12 protein-coding genes and 1 tRNA gene are annotated in these 23,361 nt (G+C 64.6%); 7 read left to right on the top strand and 6 right to left on the bottom strand.

From position 1 onward, the window contains the following. The first annotated feature begins 451 nt into the window (after window positions 1-451). Together ACT53N_RS03640 and ACT53N_RS03645 are read left to right on the top strand one after the other, a co-directional pair. A tRNA-Cys gene (locus ACT53N_RS03640) sits at window positions 452-525 on the top strand. A gap of 962 nt (window positions 526-1,487) precedes the next feature. Further along, window positions 1,488-5,777 (top strand): beta strand repeat-containing protein, encoded by a 4,290-nt coding sequence (locus ACT53N_RS03645; protein WP_476062597.1) that lies wholly within the window; start codon window positions 1,488-1,490, stop codon window positions 5,775-5,777. Window positions 5,778-6,109: 332 nt separating this feature from the next. Here ACT53N_RS03645 and ACT53N_RS03650 read toward each other — a convergent pair whose 3' ends face one another. Beyond that, on the bottom strand, window positions 6,110-8,248 hold the full coding sequence (locus tag ACT53N_RS03650; RefSeq protein WP_476062676.1) for an FG-GAP-like repeat-containing protein: 2,139 nt from the start codon (window positions 8,246-8,248) through the stop codon (window positions 6,110-6,112). A gap of 142 nt (window positions 8,249-8,390) precedes the next feature. Then, window positions 8,391-10,637, bottom strand: coding sequence for an FG-GAP-like repeat-containing protein (locus ACT53N_RS03655; RefSeq protein ID WP_476062598.1), 2,247 nt, complete (start codon window positions 10,635-10,637; stop codon window positions 8,391-8,393). A gap of 185 nt (window positions 10,638-10,822) precedes the next feature. Between ACT53N_RS03655 and ACT53N_RS03660 the strand changes: the two genes are divergently transcribed. After that, window positions 10,823-12,661, top strand: coding sequence for an alpha/beta fold hydrolase (locus tag ACT53N_RS03660; RefSeq protein WP_476062599.1), 1,839 nt, complete (start codon window positions 10,823-10,825; stop codon window positions 12,659-12,661). 171 nt (window positions 12,662-12,832) lie between these two features. On the opposite strand, the gene ACT53N_RS03665 is transcribed toward ACT53N_RS03660, so the two are convergent. The 3 genes from ACT53N_RS03665 to ACT53N_RS03675 are packed head-to-tail and all read right to left on the bottom strand — an operon-like array spanning window position 12,833 to window position 14,806. Beyond that, the gene (locus tag ACT53N_RS03665) at window positions 12,833-13,642 is read right to left on the bottom strand and encodes a hypothetical protein (RefSeq protein ID WP_476062600.1); all 810 of its coding nucleotides are present in this window, start codon (window positions 13,640-13,642) and stop codon (window positions 12,833-12,835) included. Continuing rightward, window positions 13,632-14,123 (bottom strand): putative periplasmic lipoprotein, encoded by a 492-nt coding sequence (locus ACT53N_RS03670; protein WP_476062601.1) that lies wholly within the window; start codon window positions 14,121-14,123, stop codon window positions 13,632-13,634. The genes ACT53N_RS03665 and ACT53N_RS03670 overlap by 11 nt, the downstream gene beginning before the upstream one ends. 23 nt (window positions 14,124-14,146) lie before the next feature. Continuing rightward, the gene (locus ACT53N_RS03675) at window positions 14,147-14,806 is read right to left on the bottom strand and encodes a hypothetical protein (RefSeq protein ID WP_476062602.1); all 660 of its coding nucleotides are present in this window, start codon (window positions 14,804-14,806) and stop codon (window positions 14,147-14,149) included. Window positions 14,807-14,877: 71 nt separating this feature from the next. Between ACT53N_RS03675 and ACT53N_RS03680 the strand changes: the two genes are divergently transcribed. The 3 genes from ACT53N_RS03680 to ACT53N_RS03690 all read left to right on the top strand — a co-directional run bounded on the left by ACT53N_RS03680 (window position 14,878) and on the right by ACT53N_RS03690 (window position 18,756). After that, a complete protein-coding gene (locus tag ACT53N_RS03680) occupies window positions 14,878-16,839 on the top strand; it encodes a hypothetical protein (RefSeq protein ID WP_476062603.1) in 1,962 nt (653 codons plus the stop codon). Next, complete coding sequence (locus ACT53N_RS03685) at window positions 16,836-17,744, top strand: hypothetical protein (protein ID WP_476062604.1); 909 nt, start codon at window positions 16,836-16,838, stop codon at window positions 17,742-17,744. The genes ACT53N_RS03680 and ACT53N_RS03685 overlap by 4 nt, the downstream gene beginning before the upstream one ends. Before the next feature lie 418 nt (window positions 17,745-18,162). Then, window positions 18,163-18,756: a hypothetical protein gene (locus ACT53N_RS03690; RefSeq protein ID WP_476062605.1), complete on the top strand. Its 594-nt coding sequence runs from the start codon at window positions 18,163-18,165 to the stop codon at window positions 18,754-18,756. 99 nt (window positions 18,757-18,855) lie between these two features. On the opposite strand, the gene ACT53N_RS03695 is transcribed toward ACT53N_RS03690, so the two are convergent. After that, entirely contained in the window at window positions 18,856-21,168 is a 2,313-nt protein-coding gene (locus ACT53N_RS03695; protein ID WP_476062606.1) for an FG-GAP-like repeat-containing protein, read from the bottom strand. 211 nt (window positions 21,169-21,379) lie between these two features. On the opposite strand from ACT53N_RS03695, the gene ACT53N_RS03700 reads away from it, so the two are divergent. Beyond that, window positions 21,380-23,074, top strand: coding sequence for a bifunctional helix-turn-helix transcriptional regulator/alpha/beta hydrolase (locus ACT53N_RS03700; RefSeq protein WP_476062607.1), 1,695 nt, complete (start codon window positions 21,380-21,382; stop codon window positions 23,072-23,074). Window positions 23,075-23,361 lie beyond the last annotated feature (287 nt).

Here is a 23,361-nt window from a genome sequence, read left to right on the forward strand (position 1 = left end):
GGGAAGCGGCCTCAGACGGCTCCGCGCCGATCGCGAACCATCCTGTTTGATGATGCGGAAGGCGGGTGGCGAAGACATCATCAGCTTGCCGCAGGCCACGACCCGCCAGGACGTCGCCGCCCCCGTCAAACTGCAACTCTATCCCGAATTGAAAGCCGCTCCGCGATGTAGCGGCGGCTTTCGCAACGTCCGGCGATTCTACTGCCGCAAAGCTGGCATCCCCGATCTAACCTTCCCCGACCTTCCCCGACCTTCCCCGACCTTCGCGACACGCCCAGCGCTCTTGGCTTAAACTGGCACGGAGACTCTACCGGAAGGACCTCGAAAACACGGCGCGGCGGCAGGTAGGCAAGCGAACAAGCCAACACGCGATTTGCCAGTTGCAGCCCCAAGAAGGCTCCTGTATCGAACCCCCTCCCCCGCCGACGTGATTTGCGTCGTCGATCCGGATGGCCCGGTGGCGGAGTGGTGACGCAGCGGACTGCAAATCCGTGCACGCCGGTTCGATTCCGGCCCGGGCCTCCAACCACAGCTTCCGAAGGCTTCAAGATCATCCCTTGCGCTACGGCGCAGGCGCGCGCTCGACGCAACGAGTCTTGGTCGGCAGCGGGGCGCGGGCCGAGCTGCTGCGCCTTTTTACGGCGGCGAGACCGATAGAGTCCTAAGCGGTCGTCAGACGTCAGAGCAGACGCAAAACCTGGCGGCTATCGCCGGACCGTGTTTGGCGGCGCCCAACGCACGGCATGACGCCGCAAGGACCCCAGCAAGACCATCAGCGCGCGCATCAAGCTAACCCGCTTCTGAGGCGAGCCAGCGCAAGACAGCAGCAAAAACGCACAGGCAAAACCGAAAAACACAAAGTCAAAACCGCAACCCGGCGCCCATTTTGGGTTAAAATTCGAGACATTTATTCACTTCAGATAATTCAATCGAAGGCCGGCGTGAAAAAATATTCAAACACACCGACAAATTCACAACCCGCAATCGCGATGTCTAGCACTCGAGAATTTTAAAACAATCGCGCCATTCATATTCAAAAAATATGCACATAAGCGAGGTATAAACGTTCAAAACACATCAAAATACACGCATAATACGCCAGTAAAAAGCCAAACAATCATATCTGTGAAAATATAGCCAGCAATCATCGCCCAAGACAGCCTGCATAACGTTCCGCCTTGGAGCTCAAAGCTGCGCAGATCAGCAATCGCGATATTTCCTTGGCAAGATGAATATGGACTCGTCTAAATCCGTACAATTCAAAAGCAGGTTGTATTTTCAACGCCAGAGGCCCCGAGGAAAACGCGCCGAAAACGAGTACGAATTTTAGTCCGATTTCCAAAGACATAAGCCTTCTGATCCGCGCCTTTTGCCTGCAACAGCACACGTCCTGCTTTTAGCGCATTGTGTCGCCGTCCAATTTTGACTATCGACCAACGCTGCGGCCAGTTTGCCGCAAATGGGATCGATCTTGGGAGACTAGCCAGATGGCTATCACGCTTGCCCAGCTGACGTCGTACTTTACGAACGCCAACGCTGGCACCGCCCCGACCGCCACGCAAACCGCGGCGCTGCAGGGTATCTTCAATCAGAACGCCACCGCCGTTCTCAACGACGCCGCCGCTCTGCAGGCCGCGATCGACCTGGGCTCGGACACGACGACCGCCGTCAGCGTCCAGACCTACCAATACTTCCTCGGCTTCGCGCCGAGCGAGGCTGGCCTCGCCGCCCTGAACGCCGCCTATGTCGGCTCGGGCGCGCAAGCCGCCACCAACGGCGAAAACCGCTACATCGCCCAGTCGGTGTCGCTGGCGATGCAAAACGCCACCGCCAAGGCCGCCTTCTCGGCCAAGGTCGGCGCTATGTCGTACGCCGACGCCGCCACCCTGATGTACAACGAAATCGTTGGTTCGACCGCCGCCGCCGCGGCGGGGATCAATGTCGCCAACGCCGTGTCGTTCCTGACCAGCGCTTCGGCCATCGCCTACTACACCGCCTTCGTGAAGGCTAACGCAGGCCTTGGCGCCAACCCGTCGGCCGCCGACATCGACCTGGCCGTCAAGGCCGCCCTGGTCGGCGCGATCCTGAACGCCGCCACCACCTTCAACAACGGCGCTGGCGTCGGTTCGTACGCGACCGCCGCGAACAACCTGATGAAGGACCTGGCTGACGACGGTCACCTGACCGCCAACAACGCCGCCGGCATCAACCTGTTCACCAAGTACGCCACGCCGGTCACGCCGCAGGCTCTGAAGCTGACCACCGGCATCGACACCCTGACGGGCGGCGACGGTAACGACACCATCACGGGTCTGTTCGCTGAAGGCACCAACTCGGCCGTCGACACCCTGACCACCTTCGACACCATCGATGGCGGCGCGGGCGTTGACACGCTGAACCTGTACCTGAACGGCAAGAACAACAACAGCCTGCCGACCAACGCGACGATCAAGAACGTCGAAGTGGTCAACCTGTACGCGGACTCGACCCCGAGCACGACCCTGACCAACGCCGCGACCTACGGCAGCGCTCTGACGCAGCTGTGGCAGATCGGTCGCGAGCAGGACGTCACCAACCTGGCCGAAGGTCAGACGGCCGGCTTCCGCAACACCAGCGACGAGCTCTATGTCTACGCCAAGGCTGGCGCGACCTCGGTTTCGGTGGCCCTCGACGGCACCGACGACACCGACAGCGACCTCTACATCGGCGACTGGGGCGATGCGTCGAACGCCATCAAGTCGGTGACGATCACGGGCTCGACCGCCGACACCAACGATGACGGCGCCAACCAGACCTACCTCTATGTCGGCCTGGGCAAGAACGTCTCGACTCTGACGGTCAACTCGTCGGTCGACGTTTACGTGGCCTACGACAACAACTGGAACAACACCGGCGGCACGGTTCTGCGTACGCTCGACGCCTCGGGGAGCACCGGCGCCATCGCGTTCTACGCCAACGGCGACGTTCGCACGGTCACGACTGGTTCGGGCGCAGACAACGTCCAGATCAGCACCGCCACGGTGATCGACAATGTCGCCACCACGGCTGACGAAACGGTCTCGGCCTCGGTCACGACCGGCGCTGGCGACGACTACGTCTTTGTCAGCACCTCGGGCACGGGCGCGACCACGGTCTCGAGCGGCGAAGGCGATGACATCATCGAAATCGGCGGCGCAGGCAGCAACACCCTGACCGTCAATGCTGGCGCGGGTGACGACCTCGTCTACCTCTACGACAGCACGACGGTCAGCTGGTCGTCCTCGTCGACCGGCGTCAAGGACGTCGTCTCGGGCGGCGACGGCGTCGACACCCTGTCGTTCTCGGCTGCGGTTGCGACGGCGGTTTCGGGCGGCACGACCTTCGAGCGCGCCATCGACGGCTTCGAAAAGGTCTCGATCGGCTACGTCAACGACGACGAAAACGCCACGGTCGACCTCGCCAACCTGGATGACATCTCGTATGTCGTCACCCGCGGTGGCGACACCGCCGCCGGCGTCACCGAAGTGGCCACGGTCACGTTCGTCGACCTGAAGCCGGGTCAGTCGGTCACCGTCGGTGGCGCGACCTACACCAACAGCTCGGGCGTCACGATGGCCGCGGCTGACGTGGCGACCGCCTTCGCCGCCGCCTACGACATCGCCGGTTACACCGAGAGCAAGTCGGGCTCGGTGATCACCTACACCTCGAGCACCGCCAACACCAACGTGGCTAACCTGACGGTCTCGTCCGCTGCGGGTTCGGCTCCGTCGGTTGCGACCTTCACGGTCGTCGACGGCGTGGCGCCGGTGACGGGCACGGCTGAAGTCTCGACCGTGACGTTCCAGGGCCTGTTCCGCGGTGAATCGACCACGGTTGCGGGTCGTACGGTGACCGGCACGGGCGTGACCGAGACGGTCCAGGTGACGTTCACGGCGCTGGCGGCGGGTCAAACCCTGACCGTGAACGGCGTTACGGTGACCGTTGCTCCGGGCGGCGCTACGGCTGCGGACGTCGCGGGCGCTTTTGCGGCTGGCGCGACGTTTAACAACGCCGTGGTCACCGGTTCGCAAAACGCCGCCTATTCGACCTCGATCTCGGGCGCGGTCGTCACCTACACGGCGACGACCCAGAATGCGAACGTCACCGATATCGCCATCACGGGCGCTAACGCGGGCACCGCATCCTTGGGCACGATCACCCAAGGCGCTACGGGCAATCTGACGGCCAGCCAAGTGGCCGCTGCGTTCGCCACCGGTACGACTTCGGGCGGCGCTGTGGTTTCGGGCAGCCTGTCGGGTTACACCGCCGGCGCGGCCTCGGGTCAGTCGGTGACCTTCACCAGCACGACGCTCGGCAACGTGTCGAACATCGGCGTCGCCACCACCTCGGGCGCCAGCCTGACGGTCTCGACCACCGATGGCGTCAACGCCGTGGCGGCTGTGACTGAAAACGGCGTGATCACCTTCGGCGCTCTGCTGGACGGTCAGTCGGTGACGGTCGGCGGTCGTTCGGTGACGGCGACGGGCGGCAACCTGACGGCGGCCCAAGTCGCGGACGCCTACGCTGCGGGCAACGGCATCTACGGTTCGGCGGTTGTGGGCGGTACGCTCGTCTCGGGCTTCAGCATCAACAACGCTTTCGGCGGTGACGCCTTCGCCGAGTATGTCTCGGGCACGGCGAGCACCAACGTGACGAACTTCTCGGGTTCGACCTCGGCCGCTGTGGCCGCGACGAACCCGGGCTTGATCATTGCTCAAGGTTCGGAAGCGTTCGGCAACCTGACCCTCAACAACCTGGCCGCTGGCGGCACGGTTGAAATGACGGACAGCAACGCCGCGACCCTGACGATCAACCTGGCTGACGCCACCGGCGCCGCCGACGTCGTCAACCTGAAGATCAACGGCTCGTCGAACGTCGTGAACCCGAACAGCGGCACGGTCGTCGTGGCCGGTGTTGAAACCATCAACATCACCACCGCTGACACGACCACTCTGTCGGATCCGTCGGCCGCTTCGAAGCCGAACCTGGTCGCCGCCGCCGCCACCACCGTGACGGTCACCGGCAACCATGGCGTTAACTTCACCGGCTCGACCCTGACCGGCCTGACGACGCTGGACGCCTCGGGCGTGGTTTCGACCCGCTCGACCGGCGCCGCCGCCGCCGCCGCCGTGACCTTCACGGCCGCCAGCAGCACCTCGAAGACCCTGACGATCACCACCGGCATGGGTAACGACGTGATCAACCTGTCGGCCAACACTAAGGCTTCGACGGTCAACACCGGCGCTGGCGACGACACCGTCACCGGCACCGGCGGTGCGGACACGATCAACGCCGGCGACGGCAACGACGTGGTCAACTCGTCGGCTGGCGCTGACACCATCACGCTGGGCGCGGGCAAGGACAGCTACAAGCTGGGCAACTCGGCGCACTCGCTGCTGGCCGTTGGTGACACCATCACCGACTTCTCGGCGAACACGGTGGCTCAAACCACCGCTTCGCTGGGCGCCAACACCAACATCGTCCAACGTACGGGCGACGTGATCGACGTCTCGGGCCGCTTCGGCGGCAGCGTCACGGGTATCAAGGTCGGCATCGCCACCAATGCGGCGGATGCTCAGACCCAGATCCAGAACATCGCGACCAACGACGGTACGCTGACGGGCTTCGTGCTCGATAGCTCGACCGGCAAGCTGTACATGGACTTCAACGACGACGGTAACGTCGACACGGTGATCACCCTCACGGGCGTGACCACCCTGACGAGCGCCGCCTTCGTGACCGGCCTGGGCATTCTCTAAGCCCAGACGGCCCCAGCGCTCCCCGGAGCGCTGACAAAGTAGACCCACACCCACGGGAAACCCCCGGCGAGCGATCGCCGGGGGTTTTTCTTTGGTTAGCGCTTACGGGGTCAGCGCGGCGATTTGGCGTGAAGGGACAAGGCTGACTCTGTCACCCCGGGGTTAGGGGCCAACAGAGATCCGACCATCGCCGGGTTCGCGAACGCGACACCGGCGCAGGCCTCTGCGCCGCCTACTGCGGCGAGGGATCACGGTCGGGGCGCGGGCCAGCCCAGATCAAACCGGGCGTGTTTTGACCCACGGTTTGATCTGTCGCATCGACATGCGCCAGCTCAGCCGCCTCCGAAGATGAAGTCGGCCTTATAGTAGCCCTTAGCGGGGTCGAGGATGTCGATGGCGAACGGCGCGCTTCCGTCGGCCAGGTCAGTGAGCCAGGCGGCGTTGGTGCGGGCCATCACGCCAAGATCTGCCTTCTCCGCTTCGGCCAGCAGCCAGCCGACCATGGCCGCCTTGGTTCCGATCCCGTTGGCGCCGTCGCCGCCATAGCTGGCGAAATAGTCGACGCGGCTGTCGATCAGGGCATGGACCTTGGCCTCGCTGGGCGTACCGCCGAAGATCGCGCCATAGGCCTTGCGAGTGGCCTCGAACAGCGACAGCGCCCCGTACTCGGCGGTGAACTTGGCCGCACCCTCACCGATCTTGCCCAGGTTGACCGCAAAGTTGATGTAGCGGTTCTCCAGATTGAAGCTCTGGTAGTAGGCGCTGTTGAGGTTGTTGCCGTTCGGTCCCGTCGGCGAGACCAGATAGTCCACCCCGGCAAGACTCGGAATCTTGCCTGTGAAAAACTGGTAGGCCAGCGTCGCCACCGAGGTGGACGAGCCCGCCGCCTGGACAATGTCGCCCAGGGCCTGGGCGGCGGTCAGTTGACCGCCCAGCACCTTAACGGCGGTGGCGGTTAGAGCGCTGGCGTCAGCGCCCGTCGGGGTTTTCCGCAGGATGCTATGAAACGACGTCTTCAGCGCCGCCTCCGGGCCGCCGAGCGAGGCCTGCCCAACAACGGTATAGGTGGCGTAGACATTCGGTTCGACCTGTGGCCACGCCGTTAGGGGCTGCTGCACCGTCCCAACGAAGTCGATCCGGCCGTCCTTGTTGATGTCGATGGGGAACAGCCGCTGCAGAGGCCGCTGTTGGTACTGTTCGAGTCCTTCGAACCCGGCGATCTGATAGGGCTTTACGTCAACGAAGATCGACTGCGGCAGCCAGTGGAAATTTCCAGCCCCGTCATTGAGCGCAACGGCTAAGCCACCGGTGCTCGCGCCATCGGTGCGCAAGGTCCAATCGGTGCCATGGATGAGGTCGACATCGCCGTCCGCATCCACGTCCATCAGATCGATTTGCCCTTGGCCCCACCACGTGTCGCGCCAAGAATTGTCGATCCGAGACGCGCTTTCATCAGCGAACTGACCGCCGCCCTTGTTGATCAGCACCTGGATGCCGGCTCCGCTGTAGTAAGGTTCACTACGCGTTTGCCCGATGATCAGGTCGGGGAGACCGTCGCCATTGATGTCTGCGGCCCGAGCGTGGTTGGGCTTGGTGTTTGTCGCTCCGTACAAGCCGACAGGCAGCCGGATTTCCTGCCAGCCAAAGCTCTGGCCGTTCCAGTTCGACAGCGCCAGATACTGCGTGCCGTCAAGCCACGCAACGAACAGGTCGTCCTTGCCGTCCTTGTTGAAGTCCGCGCTCGCAGAGGCGGTCAGAATGGTATGGCTTGGCTTCAAGTTCGCCGAGAGTAGGTCCGAAGCGTTGGCGAATTTGCCCTTGCCATCATTGAGCAGGAGGATCTTCCCACTGAAGAGGTCCTTATCGCCGTCACCGTCGAAATCACCGACGGACAGATCATGGCCGACGCCATAGCCGGCTGCGGGCTGACCTGTCTCCTGGCCCTGGATATTGGCGGTGGCGTTGACAAGCTTGCCGCCCGGCGCTGAGAGCATGAGCGTCAGGGGATCGTATCGGGTGATAAAACCACCCGTGCTCGGATCGCGTTGGTTGAGCCCCTCGCTCGCCCGCGCGATGTCGTCGATCCCGTCGCCGTTGAAGTCGGCGACGACGATGCGATTGCCCAGGTGGATCGGCGTAAAGGCTTCGACTTCAGCCGCCGTGGCTAGCCGCAGCCCGCCCGCGCCGTCGCCGAAATACACGGTTTGCTGGGTCGGCATGTTCGTGCGTGGCGCGGTGTGGGGAAAGATACTCCAGTCGAGCACCAGATCGTTGTGACCATCGCCGTTGAAGTCACCGACGGCGCTGTACGAGGCCGCAAAGGCAAAATAGCCAGCCTCTTTGCGGTCATTCACAGTCGGATAGTAGTAGACGTCGTGCCGCGCATCGATCGTCCGCTCTTCAAGTCCGAACTGACCAATTCTGAAATAGAGATTGGCCCCGGGATTCTTCGTCCCACTAAGACTCAACATCAGTGCTACACTCACGTTCCTGAAATAATGAGATCGCCACGCATATTGTCCTGCCAATCAATAGGCCTAGGACATTTCCAAAGAGCTGGGAGCATCATGTCGCCCCGGTGAGGGCTCATCGCCATGACGCCCAAGGGGACGTTCACCCGCCCCCGAAAATGAAGTCGGCCTTGTAGTAGCCCTTGGCGGGGTCGAGGATGTCGATGGCGAACGGCGCGCTTCCGTCAGCCAGGTCAGTGAGCCAGGCGGCGTTGGTGCGGGCCATCACGCCAAGATCTGCCTTCTCCGCTTCGGCCAGCAGCCAGCCGACCATGGCCGCCTTGGTTCCGATCCCGTTGGCGCCGTCGCCGCCATAGCTGGCGAAATAGTCGACGCGGCTGTCGATCAGGGCATGGACCTTGGCCTCGCTGGGCGTACCGCCGAAGATCGCGCCATAGGCCTTGCGGGTGGCCTCGAACAGCGACAGCGTCCCGTACTCGGCGGTGAACTTGGACGCGCCCTCGCCGATCTTGCCCAGATTGACCGCGAAGTTGATGTAGCGGTTTTCCAGATTGAAGGTCTGGTAATAGGCGCTGTTGAGGTTGTTGCCGTTTGGCCCCGTCGCCGCGACCAGATAGTCCACCCCGGCTTGGCTTGGGATCTTGCCCGTGAAGAAGAGATAGCTGAGCGTTGCGACCGAGGTCGTCTGGTCGGCGGCCTTGACCACCTCGCCGATGGCCGCCGACGTGGTCAGCGCGCCGCCCGTGATCTTGGCCGTCAGGTCGGCCATCATGGTCGCGCCGACGCCGGCCGTCGGACTGGTTCTCAGCAGCGACGCGACTGCGAGCCCCACCTGCAGGTCGCCGAGACTGATGCTCTTGTCAGCGAAGTTCAGGGTCTCGACATTGATCAGCGTGTCGGTTCCGTCCGGCGACTGGGCCCGGTTGTCAGTGACGGTCCAGCCATTGGCGGACACGCTGATCGCGTAGTCGCTTGACCGCCCGCCATAACGCGCCTCGTCGGCGCCGGCCCCGCCGTCGATCACGTCCTTACCGGCCCCGCCGACCAGGACATCCGCGCCGTCGCCGCCGTTCAGCCTATCGTCACCGGCCGCGCCAAAGATCACGTCAGCGCCCGCCAGGCCGTTCAGGGTCTCGGCCCGAGCATCGCCAACCAAGGCGTCGGCTCCGCCGCCGCCGCTGACCGTCGTCCCCGCATCGACGGCAAGGTGGACAGTGAACTGCTCAGCGCCGTCCCAGACGCCGCGCCAGGCCACCACGTCCATGCGCCCGTCGCCATTGACGTCGGCCGCCACCAGGCGATCGTATTGATTGTTGCCTAACCAGCCCGACGGCAACTGGACGAAGCGGCCCGAGCCATCGTTCAAAAACGCCGCCTGGTTGTGGCTGTTGAAGGTCAACAGGTCGACATAGCCGTCGCCGTTCAAGTCGACCACCTGGGTGCGCGTGTACCAGTCCTCGGTGACCTGAACCGGCAAACGCGCGGAGGTCTCGTTGGCGAACCCGCCCTGACCATCGTTGATCCAGATCTGGGTCCCACCAGGCTTCCAAAGATCGACGACGGTGGTGAGCACCAGGTCCAGCTTTCCGTCGCCGTTGAGGTCGGCGGCCCTGGCCTCGATGACCGACTCCATCGCGCCGTTTTTGGGCATGACGAAAGAGGACAGGCTGGTGAAGCCGCCCTTGCCATCGTTCTTCAGCAGGCGCGCGCTCTGGGTCTGGGTCTCGTTGGGCGTCAGCAGCAGGTCGAGGTCACCGTCGCCGTCTGCGTCGAAAAGCAGGCTGGCCGGGGAGTTGTAGAGGCCGGACGCGATGTCGGTTGGCAGGCCGGCGCGACTGAGCGTGAAGTTGGCCGCGCCATCATTGATCAGGAAGTAGGACGCCTCCTCGGTCCCGCCGTTGTAGTTGCCGACATAGAGGTCCAGATCGCCATCGCCGTCGATGTCGCCCACGGCCCCCGAGTGGCTGAAGTCGGTCAGGGTCGGCAACCGCGCGGTGGCGTTGATCAGCCCGGTCGCGCCCGACGACAGCATCAGCGCGTTGCGGGCGCCCGGAAAGGGCGCGGTGTCATAGCCATGGTCAGCGAAGAAGGCGTCCGGGCGGCCGTCCTTGTTGAAATCGGCGACGATGATCTCGCGGCCGTGCACGGTCACAGGCGGCTCGGCGCCGAACACCGAGGTCGTCGCGTCGGTGAAGCCGCCAGACCCGTTGCCCACCAGCAGCCGGATCGGGACCGCCCTGTCCTCAAGCGGATACAGGAAATAGCTCAGAGCGATATCCAGCTTGCCGTCGCCCGTGAAGTCCGCGACCGCAAACTCATGGACGAAGGCGGCGCTCAATCCCGCGCGCAGACTCAGCGAGAAGGAAAGGGCCTGAAAGCTTGTGGACATGTCCGCTCCAAACGAAAAACCAGGCCAGCACGACGGGCGTGGCCCGCTACGCTAGCCCGACCCGAGAGGGCGGCCATCGCCACCTGTAGGGTACGGCTGGACCTTTGATCGCTTCCAAGCCAAGTTTTTCCCCAGCCTTGGCGCGGCATCCTTCGCGCGGGTGGTGAAGTCTGAGGTATGGTTTGTTGGATCGTGAGCCTGGCGACCCGACGCGTCTTCCCGATTTTATTGAAGCGGTCATCGACGACGCTGATCGTGTCATCGACATGGTGCGTGTCTCCCCCCAGGCCTTGCAGGACCTGATCGCGCAAGACCCTGGCGACGCCCGTTTTTCTCCGATCCTGGACATCCGCAACGTAGCGGCCGCCCTTCTGCGGGGCGACGGCGCGGTGCTCAGCGCCTCAAAGCTGTTCGCCAAAGAGCGCGGGGCCGTCCACATCGACCCCGCACGGGCGCAGCAAGCGCTAAGACTGAACCGTCCGGTCGTGGCGCCCGTGACCTTGGAATCAGGCGAAGAGGCCACGCCCGCCGTCTTCATCTATGCGCCGCTGGATCAGGCGCGCCCGGCGTGGCGGTTGCCGCCTGACCTTGATCTTACGCCCCGCGATGGCGCTGTCGTGGTGCTGACGACCCTGGCGACGCACGAGGGGCCCATCGCCCAAGCGTGCGCCAGTTTTGGTCTGACCCCCGCCCAGACCAGACTGGTCGCGCAGGTGCTGCGGTCACGGTCGATCAAGGAGGCCGCCGCAACCCTTGGCGTCTCCCACACCACTGCGCGCGAAAGCCTCGCCGAGATCTACAAGCGGACGGGCGCGCGCAGGCTGCCCGATCTGGTGGCGTCGCTATCTTCTCTGGCCTTTGGCGTTTTGCCCTCGCGCGCTGACCACGCCGCCTTGCTGATCGATGTCTGGGGTCTTTCGCCCAAACAGGCCTCGATCGCCTTCCTGGCGGGAGGCGGCGCAGCGCGAGAAGAGGTCGCGCGCACCCTGAACCTGTCGCTGGCGGTCGTTCGCAAAGAGCTGGACCACATTTTCACGACCCTGGGGGTGGCCAACGCCAGCGCATTGGCCAAGGCGGTCACCACGATCAGCGCCGCCGGCGCCCTGCTCGGCGCCGCCCCCGAGGGTCTTGGCCCCCTGGACCCACGCGCCGAGCCGTTGCGGCTTACGCCGCGCGCCGATGGTAGTCGCATCGCCTGGAGCGACTATGGAGATCCCGACGGGCGGCCCGTGCTTGTTGTCCACTCCAGCTCGACCTCACGGTTTGCCCCCACGCGCTTGGTCGCGGCGCTGCGCGACGCGGGCTACCGGCCCTTGGCCATCGATAGGCCAGGCTTTGGGCTCAGCGATCCAAAGCTGGGCTGTCGTCCGGGCGAACATGATCCGTTCGCCGAGGCCGTCGATGATGTCTTGGCGGTCCTCGACGTTTTGAAGCTGCCGTGGGTCGACATCGTCGCCCGGGGTGGAGCGCAGGTGGTCGTCGCCATCGCCCAGCGCGCTCCAGAGCGTTTGGGTCGTGTTGTCCTGGTCAACCCTGACCCGCATACCGAGCCTGACGACCGTCGGCGCGGCGCGTTCGGCGCGTTCAAAGAGGCCTATTACCGGCGCCCAGAGCTCATTGGTCATATCGCCCGCCTATTGGGCGGCGGGCTAACGCGCGAGCGCGCCGTGCGCATGATGCGGCACTCGGTTCACGGAAGCGCGCCTGATGAACAGGCGATGCTCGACCCGCGGTTTGTCGAGGACTACTGGCGTTCCATTCGGATGTTTGGCGCAGGACGCGTCGATGGTTATGTCGCCGAACAGATCGCCATCGCCCGGGGCGCGGCGCCCGAGCCGCTCGCCGCCACGGAGGACTGGCGCGTGTTAATCGGAGCACAGGACCCCATGCACGACCCTACGCATGTTGAGCGATACTGGCGGGCGGCTTTGCCGGCCGCGCGGTTCCGACATGTGGAGGGCGCCGGGCGGTTCCTGGCCATGACCCACCCACATGAGGTCCTCAACGCGCTGCGCAACGGTTGACGCCGAACGCGCATCGGACAGTCCGCCCCTCTTTGAACCGGGCGTTCGGCTTCACGGGTGACGCTGCAAAAACCAGCGCTCTTTCCCAAGCGATCATCTTGCAACCTTCGACCTCAAACCGTCCTTTCGGCTGTCGCCCCCGCAAGGATCGTATGCTTTTATCCGGCGCGCTCAGGGCTTTGGCGAGCGAACAAAACTGCTCATCACTTCGCTGGAGAGCTGCTGGGCCACGTTGGCGAGGCTGACCCGGTCAACGGTCCGCTTCTCGTAACCCTGGCTCGTCGCCACATAGCGCGATGGTCCCGCCGGCGGCGTCGCCAGGGTTCTGACCTGGCCAACCAAGCTCGCGCTCGGCAAATGCTTCAGACGGACCGTAAAGGCCCACCCCGTGGGGGACGCTGCGTCAGGTTGCGGCAAGACCTCAACCAGATAGGCCGCGCCATTTTCAAGCGCCTTGGTCTCGAGCTGTTGCATGTCGAACCGTTCGGCGCGGTCGGTTTGCAGCGACAGCTTGCGGATCAGGGCGTCGCGATCAATCAGCCGCACACCCTGCTCGAGAAAGGCGTTCACGAATCCTGTTTCCAGCGCGTCCGAGCGTCCTGGATCCATATCGGCGTGGCGGGCGTCAGAGGCCGGAGCGCGCTCCACACCCGCAGTGAACTCTGTGTATCCAGGCCCGCGCGTTTCGGTTTCACGATAGGTCAGACCGCGTTCGGTCATCACCTGGTCCGTATACTTCCGGTTCCAGAAAACCAGCAGGCTGGGACGCTCCATCGCCTGATACCAGCGCCCAAAGGCGGCGCTGGCGGCCTTGGTGCCCGCGTCGGGATCGGTGGCTGGCGGCGCGGTTAGAACCGCTGGTCCATCGCGCCATTGCGGGGGCGGACTGGGTCGCTGCACGGGCGGCGCCTGCGCATGAACCGAGCCAGCGCCCAGCCCCAGGGCCGCCAGGGCCAGCGCGCCTACAAACCTAGTCCGCACGGCGCACCTCGATCAGGTAGCTGGCGGCTTCGACCGACATCGACTTTTCGGAATAGACGCCAAAGGCTTTGGGATCGAGAAACACCTCTCGCCAGGCGCTCGTCGGCTCGCTTGGGGTCTGCACGTCTGTCAGGAAGCTGACCCGCGCCTGCAGCTGCAACGGCGTTTTGGTGCAGTTCACCAGCCGCGCCACAACCTCGACCGTGTCAGTCGGCGTGCGCCTGGCGACCACGCTTTGCACCACGACGGCCTTGCGCAGCGACTTGTCGATAAACTGCACCGCATCGAGCGGCACCGCGGTGAACGCCCCCTTGCGCAGCGGGGCGAGCATCTCTGACCCCGCCGGCGGCGCCTTGTTGGCCTTGCGCGTATTGCAGTCGATGACGTTCTGCGGCTTGAGCACCTGAGCGTTCGCCGCCGCCTGGCTCGACCTATCGAAGGACAAGGCGCCCCACGGCGCGATCGCCAGAGCAAGGCTCATCAGAAGAAAGGCCGGGCGGCGCATCAGCGGTAGACCACGTCGTCAGCGCCGGCCCGCTCGAACTCGTACATATTGCTCCAGATGATCTCGCCGGTCTCAAGATCATGCATCTCGAACAGGATCTGCATGTAGCGCTGAACCGCGCCGGTGCGCCCGTCTGTGGCGTCTTCCGAGCTGATCTTGCCCGACAGGCGATAATCGACGCCGGCCGGACGCTGGGCCAGGCCCGTCGTGCCAGAATCGACCACCCCGTCGCGCTTGAGGTCGCGCTCTTCAGCGATCATGTTTTGCATCTGGCGGCCGATAAACACCATCCGCCCCGCAGAGGACCTGTTGAGCGCGACGCGCAGACGATCGGTGATCATCGCCTTGTTCATCCGCTGCGATGAGGTGTTCTCAAAGAAGCGATCGTCGATCACCACCCGAGGCGGAGTGGCCGCCGCGGCCAGTCTGGGCACCGACATCAGGTCACGCGCCATGGCGTCAGACATGATGACGATGTCTCGACCGCCAATGCCAAGCCCCGAAACGACGCCGCGATCACCAGGCTTGATGTCGCGCACGCCCAGGCCTGAATCGCTCGGCTTTTTCTGAGCCGACGCGGGCGCAGCGGCGAACGCGCTGCACATGAGCGCAAGCGCGACGGCGCGGCTGATCACGAAATGCTTGTCTCTATTGCGCATGGAGCCCCTCCAAATCTGACGAAACGCTAGATTCTGAAGCGTGACAACCGCCCTTCGCGCGGGGGCCAAGCTTGGTTGACTCCCTGACCGGCTTTGCTCAGCGTAACGGCCTGATCATCGACGGGCTTGGGGCGAGACCTGTGGCGAATGATATCCGACGCGCAAAAGGCCGCCTGCGCCTAAGGCTGCTTGCGGGCCTGGCCTTGGCGGCGCTCTCGTCTGCGACCCTGGCGCTCCCGGCTCACGCGGGGAGCAAGCCCCCTAAGCCCAGCGAACTGGACGTCTATCTCGCCGATAAGCCCGCCGCGCTGCGGCCGCTGTTTGGCAATGTCATCACCGAAGGCGAGCGCAACCGCGTGCTGAACCTGACCCGCGCCGGGCTGGCGGCGATGGACCAGGGAGAAGACGCCGTAGCCGCAGGCGCTTTCGATCAGGCGCTGGAGCGGATTGAGGCGATCTACGCGGACAATCCCAAGGCTGAGCGAGCCCGCTCCAAGTTTGTTCGCGAGTCGACCAAGGACTTCAAAGGCGAGGCCTATGAGCGGGCGATGGCCTACTACTATCGCGGCCTGCTCTATCTTGGAGAAGGCGACTACGAGAACGCCAGAGCCAGCTTTCTGCAAGGCCAGATCCAGGACGCCTTCGCGGAGGACCAGCGTTACAAGTCCGACTATGCGCTGTTTGAGGTCCTCGCTGGCTGGGCCACCCAATGCCTGGGCGACAGCGTTCGCGCCGAGGAGTTCTACGCCAACGCCAAGACCCTGCGCGAGGGCTTGCAAACGCCAGGCCCAGGCGACCGCACGCTGCTGATCGCGGACATGGGGCTTGGCCCCCAGAAATACGCCGACGGCCAGTATAGCGAGAACCTGCGCTACCGCGGCCAAAGCTACCCCGAAGGGCGCATGGCGTTTCTGAGCGAGAACGCTACGGCGACGTTGTTGCGCACCGCCAGCCAGGCCATGGCCGCGCGCCAGAACGCGGCGGAGGCTGTGACAGCCGCCAGCGCCGCCCAAGCTGACCTCATCGCCAAGGCGCAGACCGCGCGCGCCATGGCTGAGGCCACCGCCCAGGCCGTCGAGGCGCGCGCCGCCCTGCTCCCCGCTGAAGTCTACACGCCGCCGCCGTCTGCGCCTGCGCTGGTTTCATCCGACGTCGCGCCAGCTCCGAGCGCCGCGCCGCCCAAACTGACGGCCGCCGAGAAGGCCGCGCAGAAGGCCAAGGCCGACGCCGAGAAGGCGCAAGCCCAGGCTCAGGAGGCCCTCGCCCGCGCCAAGCGCATCGAGGACAACGCCTATCTTTCCATCGCCCTCAAGGCGGCCCTCGCCGCCGATCAGGCCGATGCAGAAGCGCAAGCCAGCGCCGGGCGTGTCGCGGCAGCGCGTGAGGCCAGCGCCCTGGCCGTCAAAGAGGAAGCCGCCGCCAAGGCGGCGCTGGTTCCCTACGGCCTTCGCATCGAAGCGCCGATCACCCAGGCCGAGGGACCTGCCGACAAGCCCCTGCAGGCCGCCACGGTCGAGAACGTCTTCTTCCAGGCCAGCACCCGCGGCGGGCGCGCCATCGATGGGATCCTGGCGGGCAAAGCATCCTTCAAGGCTGGCGCAGAGCAGTTTTCCAACACCATGTCGCAGACGGCTATGATCGCTCTGCAGACCACCAGCACCATGGCGTCCCAAGCCCAGAATTTGATGGCGCAGGGCTACAACGTGAACATGAGCGGGGTCAAAGGCATGGCCTACGCCTCAGCCGGGATCGCCGCGCTCAGCATGATCGGATCGATGACCGCCAACGCCGCCAAGCCCGCCGCCGACATTCGCTACTGGGACAATCTGCCTGGCGAGATCGTCTACGCGACCTCGGCCGAACGCAGCGCGTTCACGGCCGTGGCCCAGACCGAAGGCGGCGCCTACCTGCGCAATGTGCCGTTACGACTGAAGGGTGACGCCGAGGGCCGTTGCCGCGTGGGTTGGGGGCGGACGCGATCGGCCGCCGACATCGCCGCGTCCGCACCCAACAGCGCCCAGGCCAAGCGATGAGCGTGCGTCGCTTCATCAACGCCAAGCGCGTTTGGCCCATCGTCGCGGCGCTTGTGCTGAGCAGCCAGGGCTCTGCCTTGGCGGAGAGCCGTCGCATCTACCAGACGCCCGATCGCTGGCTGACGATCGAAGCCGGACACCTGGGCGTGACGCGCTTTTTTCCGGACGGTCCGCAAGGCGAGCGCAACTTCGGCGCAGCCGGTGAGACCTCTGGCGTCTACGCCCTGATACAGACGAGCCTTCAGGACACGCTCGAAGGGCTGAGCCTCTATGTTGAACCGACGCCCGCCTGCGAAGAACGCCCTGCGACCAACCTCAAGGGCGCACAAGGCCATGCCTTCACGTGTCGTTATCGCCTGACAGACACGCCCATGTCGCTCGCCGCCCCCGTCGGCGCGCCGCAAACAGCCCTCCCCGCCAAAAGCCCGCCGGTCGCCGCGCCCCCATCCGTCGCCAAGATCGCCCCTCCACCGGCGGCGCAACCCGTCCCCACGACCGCAAAGTCGCCGCCCCCAAGCGCGCCAGCCCAGGCGCCGCTTGTGGCGGTCGCCGCGCCAGACCCCACCGCCGCGGCGGCTGCGTCATCCCCAACGACCGAAGCGGAGGCTGATCAACTCAACGCCAAGGTCCGCGAAGCCCTGGACGCGGCGCAAGCCCGTGATCGGCAGAAGCAAGCTGACTATGAAGCCGCTCAGAAGAAGGCCGCCGATGACTTCGCCAAACAGATGGCCGATCACGATGCGCGGGTGAAAGCTCAGAAGGCTGAGTACGAAGCCAAGCTCACCGCGCAAAAGGCCGAGTATGAGGCCAGCATGGCCGCCTGGCGCGCACGCGTTGCGGCCTGCAAGGCCGGCGACGCCAGCCAGTGCGCTGAGAGTTCGGTTCCACCACCGGGCGCCAAGTAGGCAGTGAGGCTCGACGATCTAGACATGATGGCGCTAGCCTGCGGGCCGTCCGCTCCGGGGGCGTAACGCGTCGCGGCCGCCTCTCCGCGCCATGTAAACACCTGCGTCAACGGCGACCTCAGAGACGAAACGCATGTCCAAAGCGGCGCTGGCGCTGAGCTCGACGCCCGAGGCGAGACTTTTCAAGCACAATAGATTGGGTGGCGGCCTACCTCGCAAAGCGCGGCTCGGATCGGCGTTAAAAACTCGCGCCAAAAGCGAAGACGACGCCAATATTTCTCTATAATCGCCGAAACTTTTTGCAGCGAGGGCATTTTCGAATTATTGCCCTCCAACATTCTGCGCAACTGCGAAAGAATATAGAGATATTGATTTTTGCCTGAGGTGCCGGACTGGCTCTCTAGACTGGGATTGAATGATGTCGTTTCGCCGTATCGTATCCGTGGCCGCCTCCGTCGTGGCGATCGCCGCCGCTGCTGGCGCGAGCGTCGCGCAGACGCCGATCTTCAAGTCAAACCCAGCTGAGCTAAGGGTTTCTCAAGAACCCTTGAAGGTCGACCTAAATTACCTTGCCTTGTATATTGGAGTTAGAGCGAAGATCGCTCAAGATTCTCCCGGGTTTGCATCCCTGTCACCCGCAGAGAAGATCGCGAAGATCAAAGAGACCGTGGCCAGAGGCCTTTTATCTTTTAGTTTTACACCCGAACTTCTCGTTCAGGCTCTGAACAAGGCCGTGGCGGACGGCAGGATCAGCTCTGGCGTCGCCGTCGCCATTGGTCGCGACGTGTCGGACCAGATGGCGTTTCAGGTCGCAAGCCAGCCTTCGGTGAAGGCAGGGCTTGAAGCCCAAGGCGTCAACATCATCACCGCGTCAACAGACGGATCGAGCGCGCCCAGCGTGTTGGTGTCGTTGTATGTCGCCAGCCAGCCGTCGAACGTTCCACCCGCCGCGCCGGTAAACGGGGCGCCTTACGATCCGTGCTCAAACGTTAATGCGGCCTACTGCGGCTAAGACTCAAGATCGGCGCGCAGCCTAGGGCCAATCCGTCCGGGTCGGTCTTCAGCCTGGCTTGGCGGGGCTGGCTGCGTGTCGATGAGCGCTGGGCCTGCCTCAGCTGCCCCCGAAGATGAAGTCGGTCTTGTAGTAGCCCTTCGCCGGATCCAGGAGGTCGATGGCGAAGGGCGCCGTACCGTCGGCGAGGTCGGTCAGCCATGCGTCGTTCGAGCGCACCATGACGCCAAGATCGGCCTTCTGCGCCTCGGCGAGCAGCCAACCCACCATCGCCGCCTTGGTCCCGACGCCGTTTGCGCCGTCACCGCCATAGTAGGCGAAGTAGTCGACGCGGCTATCGATCAGGGCATGGACCTTGGCGTCGTTGGGCGCGCCGCCGAAGATCGCGCCATAAGCCTTGCGCGTGGCCTCGAACAGCGACAGCGACCCGTAGTCGGCCGTAAACTTGGCGTTTCCCTCGCCGATCTTGCCCAGATTGACCGCGAAGTTGATGTAGCGGTTCTCCAGATTGAACGTCTGGTAGTAGGCGCTGTTGAGGTTGTTGGGATTGGGTCCGGTCGGCGAGACCAGATAGTCCACCCCGGCCAGGCTCGGGATCTTGCCGGTGAAGAACTGGTAGGCGAGCGTCGCCACAGAGGTCGACGCGCCGGCGGCTCGGACGACGGCGTCGACCACGCCGGACATCGTCAGCGCGCCGCTGGCGATTTTCGCGCTCCACTCCAGCGTTTGGGCCGCGCGGACCTCGGCAAGCGGGTTCTCCCGGAGCAGGCTGTCGACCGCCAAGCCTACGAGATGGCCGGGCAAGCTCAGCGCCGATTGGCCAAACTGCAGCGTTTCGACGTCTTTGACGAGGTCGACGCCATCGGTCCCTCGACCATCGCTGATGCGCCAGCCGTTCGCCGTGGCGGTGATCACATAAGCGGTCCGTGCGCCGCTGTAGTAGGCGACGTCTTCGCCGGCGCCGCCGTCGATCTGGTCATCGCCGGCGCCCCCGACCAGACGGTCAGCGCCATCTCCGCCCAGCAGAGTGTCAGCGCCGCCGCCCGCAAAGATGACGTCGTCTCCCGCCAGACCGTTCAGGGTTTCTGCGTCGCTGTCGCCCATCAGGCCGTCGGCCGAGGCCGTTCCGGTATGAACCGAGCCACTATCGACGCCCAGGAACACGACATAGTCCTCGGACGCCTGGTAGGTCGTCCCGCGCGCGCTGATGAAGTCGGTGCGGCCGTCGCGATTGAAATCGCCGACCGCAAAGTGATCGACCCAGACGGCCGGCGGCGGTCGCGGCGCGCTGTCGGGATAGGGATAGTAGGTGATGGCGCCGGCATTGGGCGTCGGGGGGTCAAGCAAAGCCGCAGGCATCGCCAAGAAACGACCCGATCCGTCGTTCAGCAGGATCGGCGTGGTCGAAAAGCCGTTGAGGACAATATCGACATAGCCGTCGCGATTGACGTCATAGAGCAGCGGGCGGAAGAAGCCGCCGGCGCCCGCCGTCACCTGGGGCGGTAAGGCGATCCGCGCCGTGGTCTCATCGGCGAACTGGCCGCCGCCCAGATTGATCAGGATCTGAAGCCCGCCCTTTGAGTAGGACTCCAGCCCAAGGCCAGCGAGGATATCCAGACGGCCATCGCCATTGAGATCAACCGCGGCGGCGCTCGTATAGGTCTCGACGCCAGGCAAGTTCAGTTCAGGCGTGGCGGTGCGGGTCGTGAAGCGACCGGTTCCGTCGTTCCACCAGACGCCGGGCTTGGAAGCGTCTAGCCCGATAGACCCCAGAAACAGATCCGCCTTGCCGTCGCCGTTGAAGTCGGCGAGGAGCGAAGCGGTGTAGACCTCGCCCTGCATCTTGGCGACGACGGTCGGCAGACGTGTCGTATCGGCGGTGAAGTTGGCCCGCCCGTCGTTGATGAGGAAATAGGGCCCGATATCGGCCTGCCCGTGGATGTTGCCGACATAGATGTCAGGATCCCCGTCCCCATCGATATCGCCCACCGACGCCGAATGGCCAAAGTCCGAGAGATTGGGCAGCGTCGCGCGCGTCAGCGCGCCGTTGCCTGCCAGATAGAGGCCGTCGGGATACCCCGGATAGGGGCTGAAGTCGTGACCTGAGTCCAACACGAACAGGTCTGGCTTTCCGTCGGCGTTGAAGTCGGCGGTGATCAGCTGGTTAGCGTGGACCGCGACGGGTTTGCTCGCGCCGAACACCTGCGAGGTGATGTCCGTGAAGCCCCCCAAGCCGTCGCCGCCGAGCAATCGCAGCGGCAGCGTGACGTTGTCGAGCGCGTGATAGGAGATCAGCACGTCGACTTTGCCGTCGTTGCTGAAGTCGGCGACCGCGATGTCGTCGGCCCAGTAGAGGTTAAACCCCGCCACGATGGGCATGGTGAATTTGACGGTCTGGAAATAGCTCGGCATGCGCAGCGCCCCTGTAGTCGCCTGTAACGCTATGAGAGACCGCCCGCGCGGCTAATCCCCATTTGTAGGGTTCATCAGGGCCTTCTGTTTGCGCGCGCTCGAGGTGGCGCGCGCCAGCCGCTAGACCAAGTGTTGCAGCCGGTGGTGTTTAGCCTGTGGACAAGCCTAGGCGGCCCACGTCAGCGTTACGGGATGCATCCAAAAAGCGGCGATGAGTCGTAGTTCACGCATGCGCCCAAGAGCGGATCCCGCACTCAACGCCCCTCCCCCGGTCGTGGACGTCGGCGTTCTGTCACAGGACGCCCAGGTGCTCGTGGACCCTGCAGGCTTCCTGTCGCGCTTGGCCCTCGACAGTCGGATCGAGCTCGTCCGTCTGGCGCTCAGCGTGCGGACTTCGACGGCCTATGGGTTTATCGAGAGCGGTGCTGGCGTGAACCAGCCTGTCGCCGTCGCGCTCGCCGATCAGGCGCGCGCCTGGCGCACGCCTGCCATCACGCCCCATCAACGCGGCGTGGCGGTCTGTCGACTCTCGCCCGACGGCGCACGCGCGCGGCTACGGGCGTTTGGCGAAGCCTTTGGCCTGACGCCGGCGGTGATCCGCACGCTTATCGCCCTTTATGAGCACGCCGACGTCAACGCTGCGGCCGCCGCAACCGGCGTCAGCTTCAACACCGCGCGCGATCATTTGAGCGCCGCGCGCGCCACCCTCTGGGCGCCAAACCTTCCACGCCTGATCACCTGGGCGGGCGTCGGGTCGCTCGGCGTCGACGGTTGCGGCGAAAACGACGCCTTGGCCGAACCGCTCTTCGCCCTGACCGATCGCCAGCGCCGCCTGGCGGGTCTGATCGCCGATGGCTTGAGCCGAAGCGAGGCGGCGGCGCGAATGGGCGTCTCCGAGGCGGTGGCCAAGAAGGACCTCGCCACAGCCTATGCCGCGACGGGCGTCAACAGCGCCATCGGCTTGGCCAAGCTGTTCGCCGAGCTCCGCGGCCTGACCATGATCACCGGCGAACCGAGCCGTTCGGATCCCTATCCGCCGCCGTTCAGCCGCACGATCTTGGTGACCGATCCGGATGGCCGGCGCATCGCCGCCAGCGACTACGGCCCGCCGAGCGCGCAGCCTGTGATCATCCTGCACAATACGATGAACTGTCGCGGTGTTGATCGCGCGCTGGTCGGCGCCTTGCAAAACGCCGGCTACCGGCCCATCTCGCCGGATCGGCCAGGCTATGGCGACACAGATCCCGCCCGCCCCGATCAGCGTGATGAAGCCTATCTGGAGGTCTGCGCCCAGGACATGGGCGCGCTTTGCGACCACATGGGTTGGTCGCGCCTGCCCTGGATCGCGCACGGGCCGGTGCCCATCGTGCTGGCGCTTGCCCGCCTTCGTCCCGACCTCGTTGATCGGGTGATCATTGACGCGCCCGAACCTGGCTCGAGGTATGGCGCTCGCGCACAAGGCATGATCCCAAGCCTGAAGCGCGCCTTCGCCAGCCGTCCATGGGCTGTGGCGTCGGTCTTTCGCGCCTTGACCGCGCTCGCCAGCCAGGAGCGCCTCGAAGGCTTTATGCGTGAATGGACCGCCTCAAGCCCGGCGGATCGACGCGCCATGGAAGACCCCGCGCTGCTGATGGACTTCTATCGCAAGATCCTGCCGTTCCGTCAGGGGCGGCTGGACGGTGTTGTCCGCGAGCAAGTCCTCCAGGCCACGAGCGTCCAACCCGAGCCCGAAGCCGGAACCGATAATCTCACCTTGTTGATCGGCGCCACCGACTTCATGCACGACGCCGCCGAAACCGAAGCCTATTGGCGCGCGTCACTGCCGGACGCCAAAATCGTGCGCTTGCCCCACGCTGGCCGGTTTATCTCCTATAGCCATCCGGACGAGATCGTCTCGCGGCTCTAGCCGATCTTCCCCTCGCCCTGGCCAGCGATAGCCGTGGCCTGGCCGCCGCCCTCCCCGAAGCTTCGCCCACGCGCCGCCAGGGGCGAGCCCCCAGGTGCGAGCTTTCGGCTGCGACCTGCGGACCAAAGCTCAGGGCCCTTTACGCCGCCTTTATGCGCAAGCTCGGCTTCCGCATGGCGCCTTTATGCGCCTCCATGGTCCTTCGCCTCCGATATCCAAGGAGGCCGCAATGGCTGATCTTCTTTTGGGGGCGCTGGCGCTTGGCCTGTTCGCCCTGTTTGGCGCAT

The sequence above is a fragment of the Caulobacter sp. DMC95 genome (genome assembly GCF_056313785.1).

Bases quoted from the DNA above. Each gene is read 5' to 3' on its own strand.
- ACT53N_RS03645 (WP_476062597.1), top strand. From the start codon at position 1,488: ATGGCTATCACGCTTGCCCAGCTGACGTCGTACTTTACGAACGCCAAC.
- ACT53N_RS03650 (WP_476062676.1), bottom strand. From the start codon at position 8,248: ATGTTGAGTCTTAGTGGGACGAAGAATCCCGGGGCCAATCTCTATTTC.
- ACT53N_RS03655 (WP_476062598.1), bottom strand. From the start codon at position 10,637: ATGTCCACAAGCTTTCAGGCCCTTTCCTTCTCGCTGAGTCTGCGCGCG.
- ACT53N_RS03670 (WP_476062601.1), bottom strand. From the start codon at position 14,123: ATGAGCCTTGCTCTGGCGATCGCGCCGTGGGGCGCCTTGTCCTTCGAT.
- ACT53N_RS03675 (WP_476062602.1), bottom strand. From the start codon at position 14,806: ATGCGCAATAGAGACAAGCATTTCGTGATCAGCCGCGCCGTCGCGCTT.
- ACT53N_RS03685 (WP_476062604.1), top strand. From the start codon at position 16,836: ATGAGCGTGCGTCGCTTCATCAACGCCAAGCGCGTTTGGCCCATCGTC.
- ACT53N_RS03690 (WP_476062605.1), top strand. From the start codon at position 18,163: ATGTCGTTTCGCCGTATCGTATCCGTGGCCGCCTCCGTCGTGGCGATC.
- ACT53N_RS03695 (WP_476062606.1), bottom strand. From the start codon at position 21,168: ATGCCGAGCTATTTCCAGACCGTCAAATTCACCATGCCCATCGTGGCG.
- ACT53N_RS03700 (WP_476062607.1), top strand. From the start codon at position 21,380: ATGAGTCGTAGTTCACGCATGCGCCCAAGAGCGGATCCCGCACTCAAC.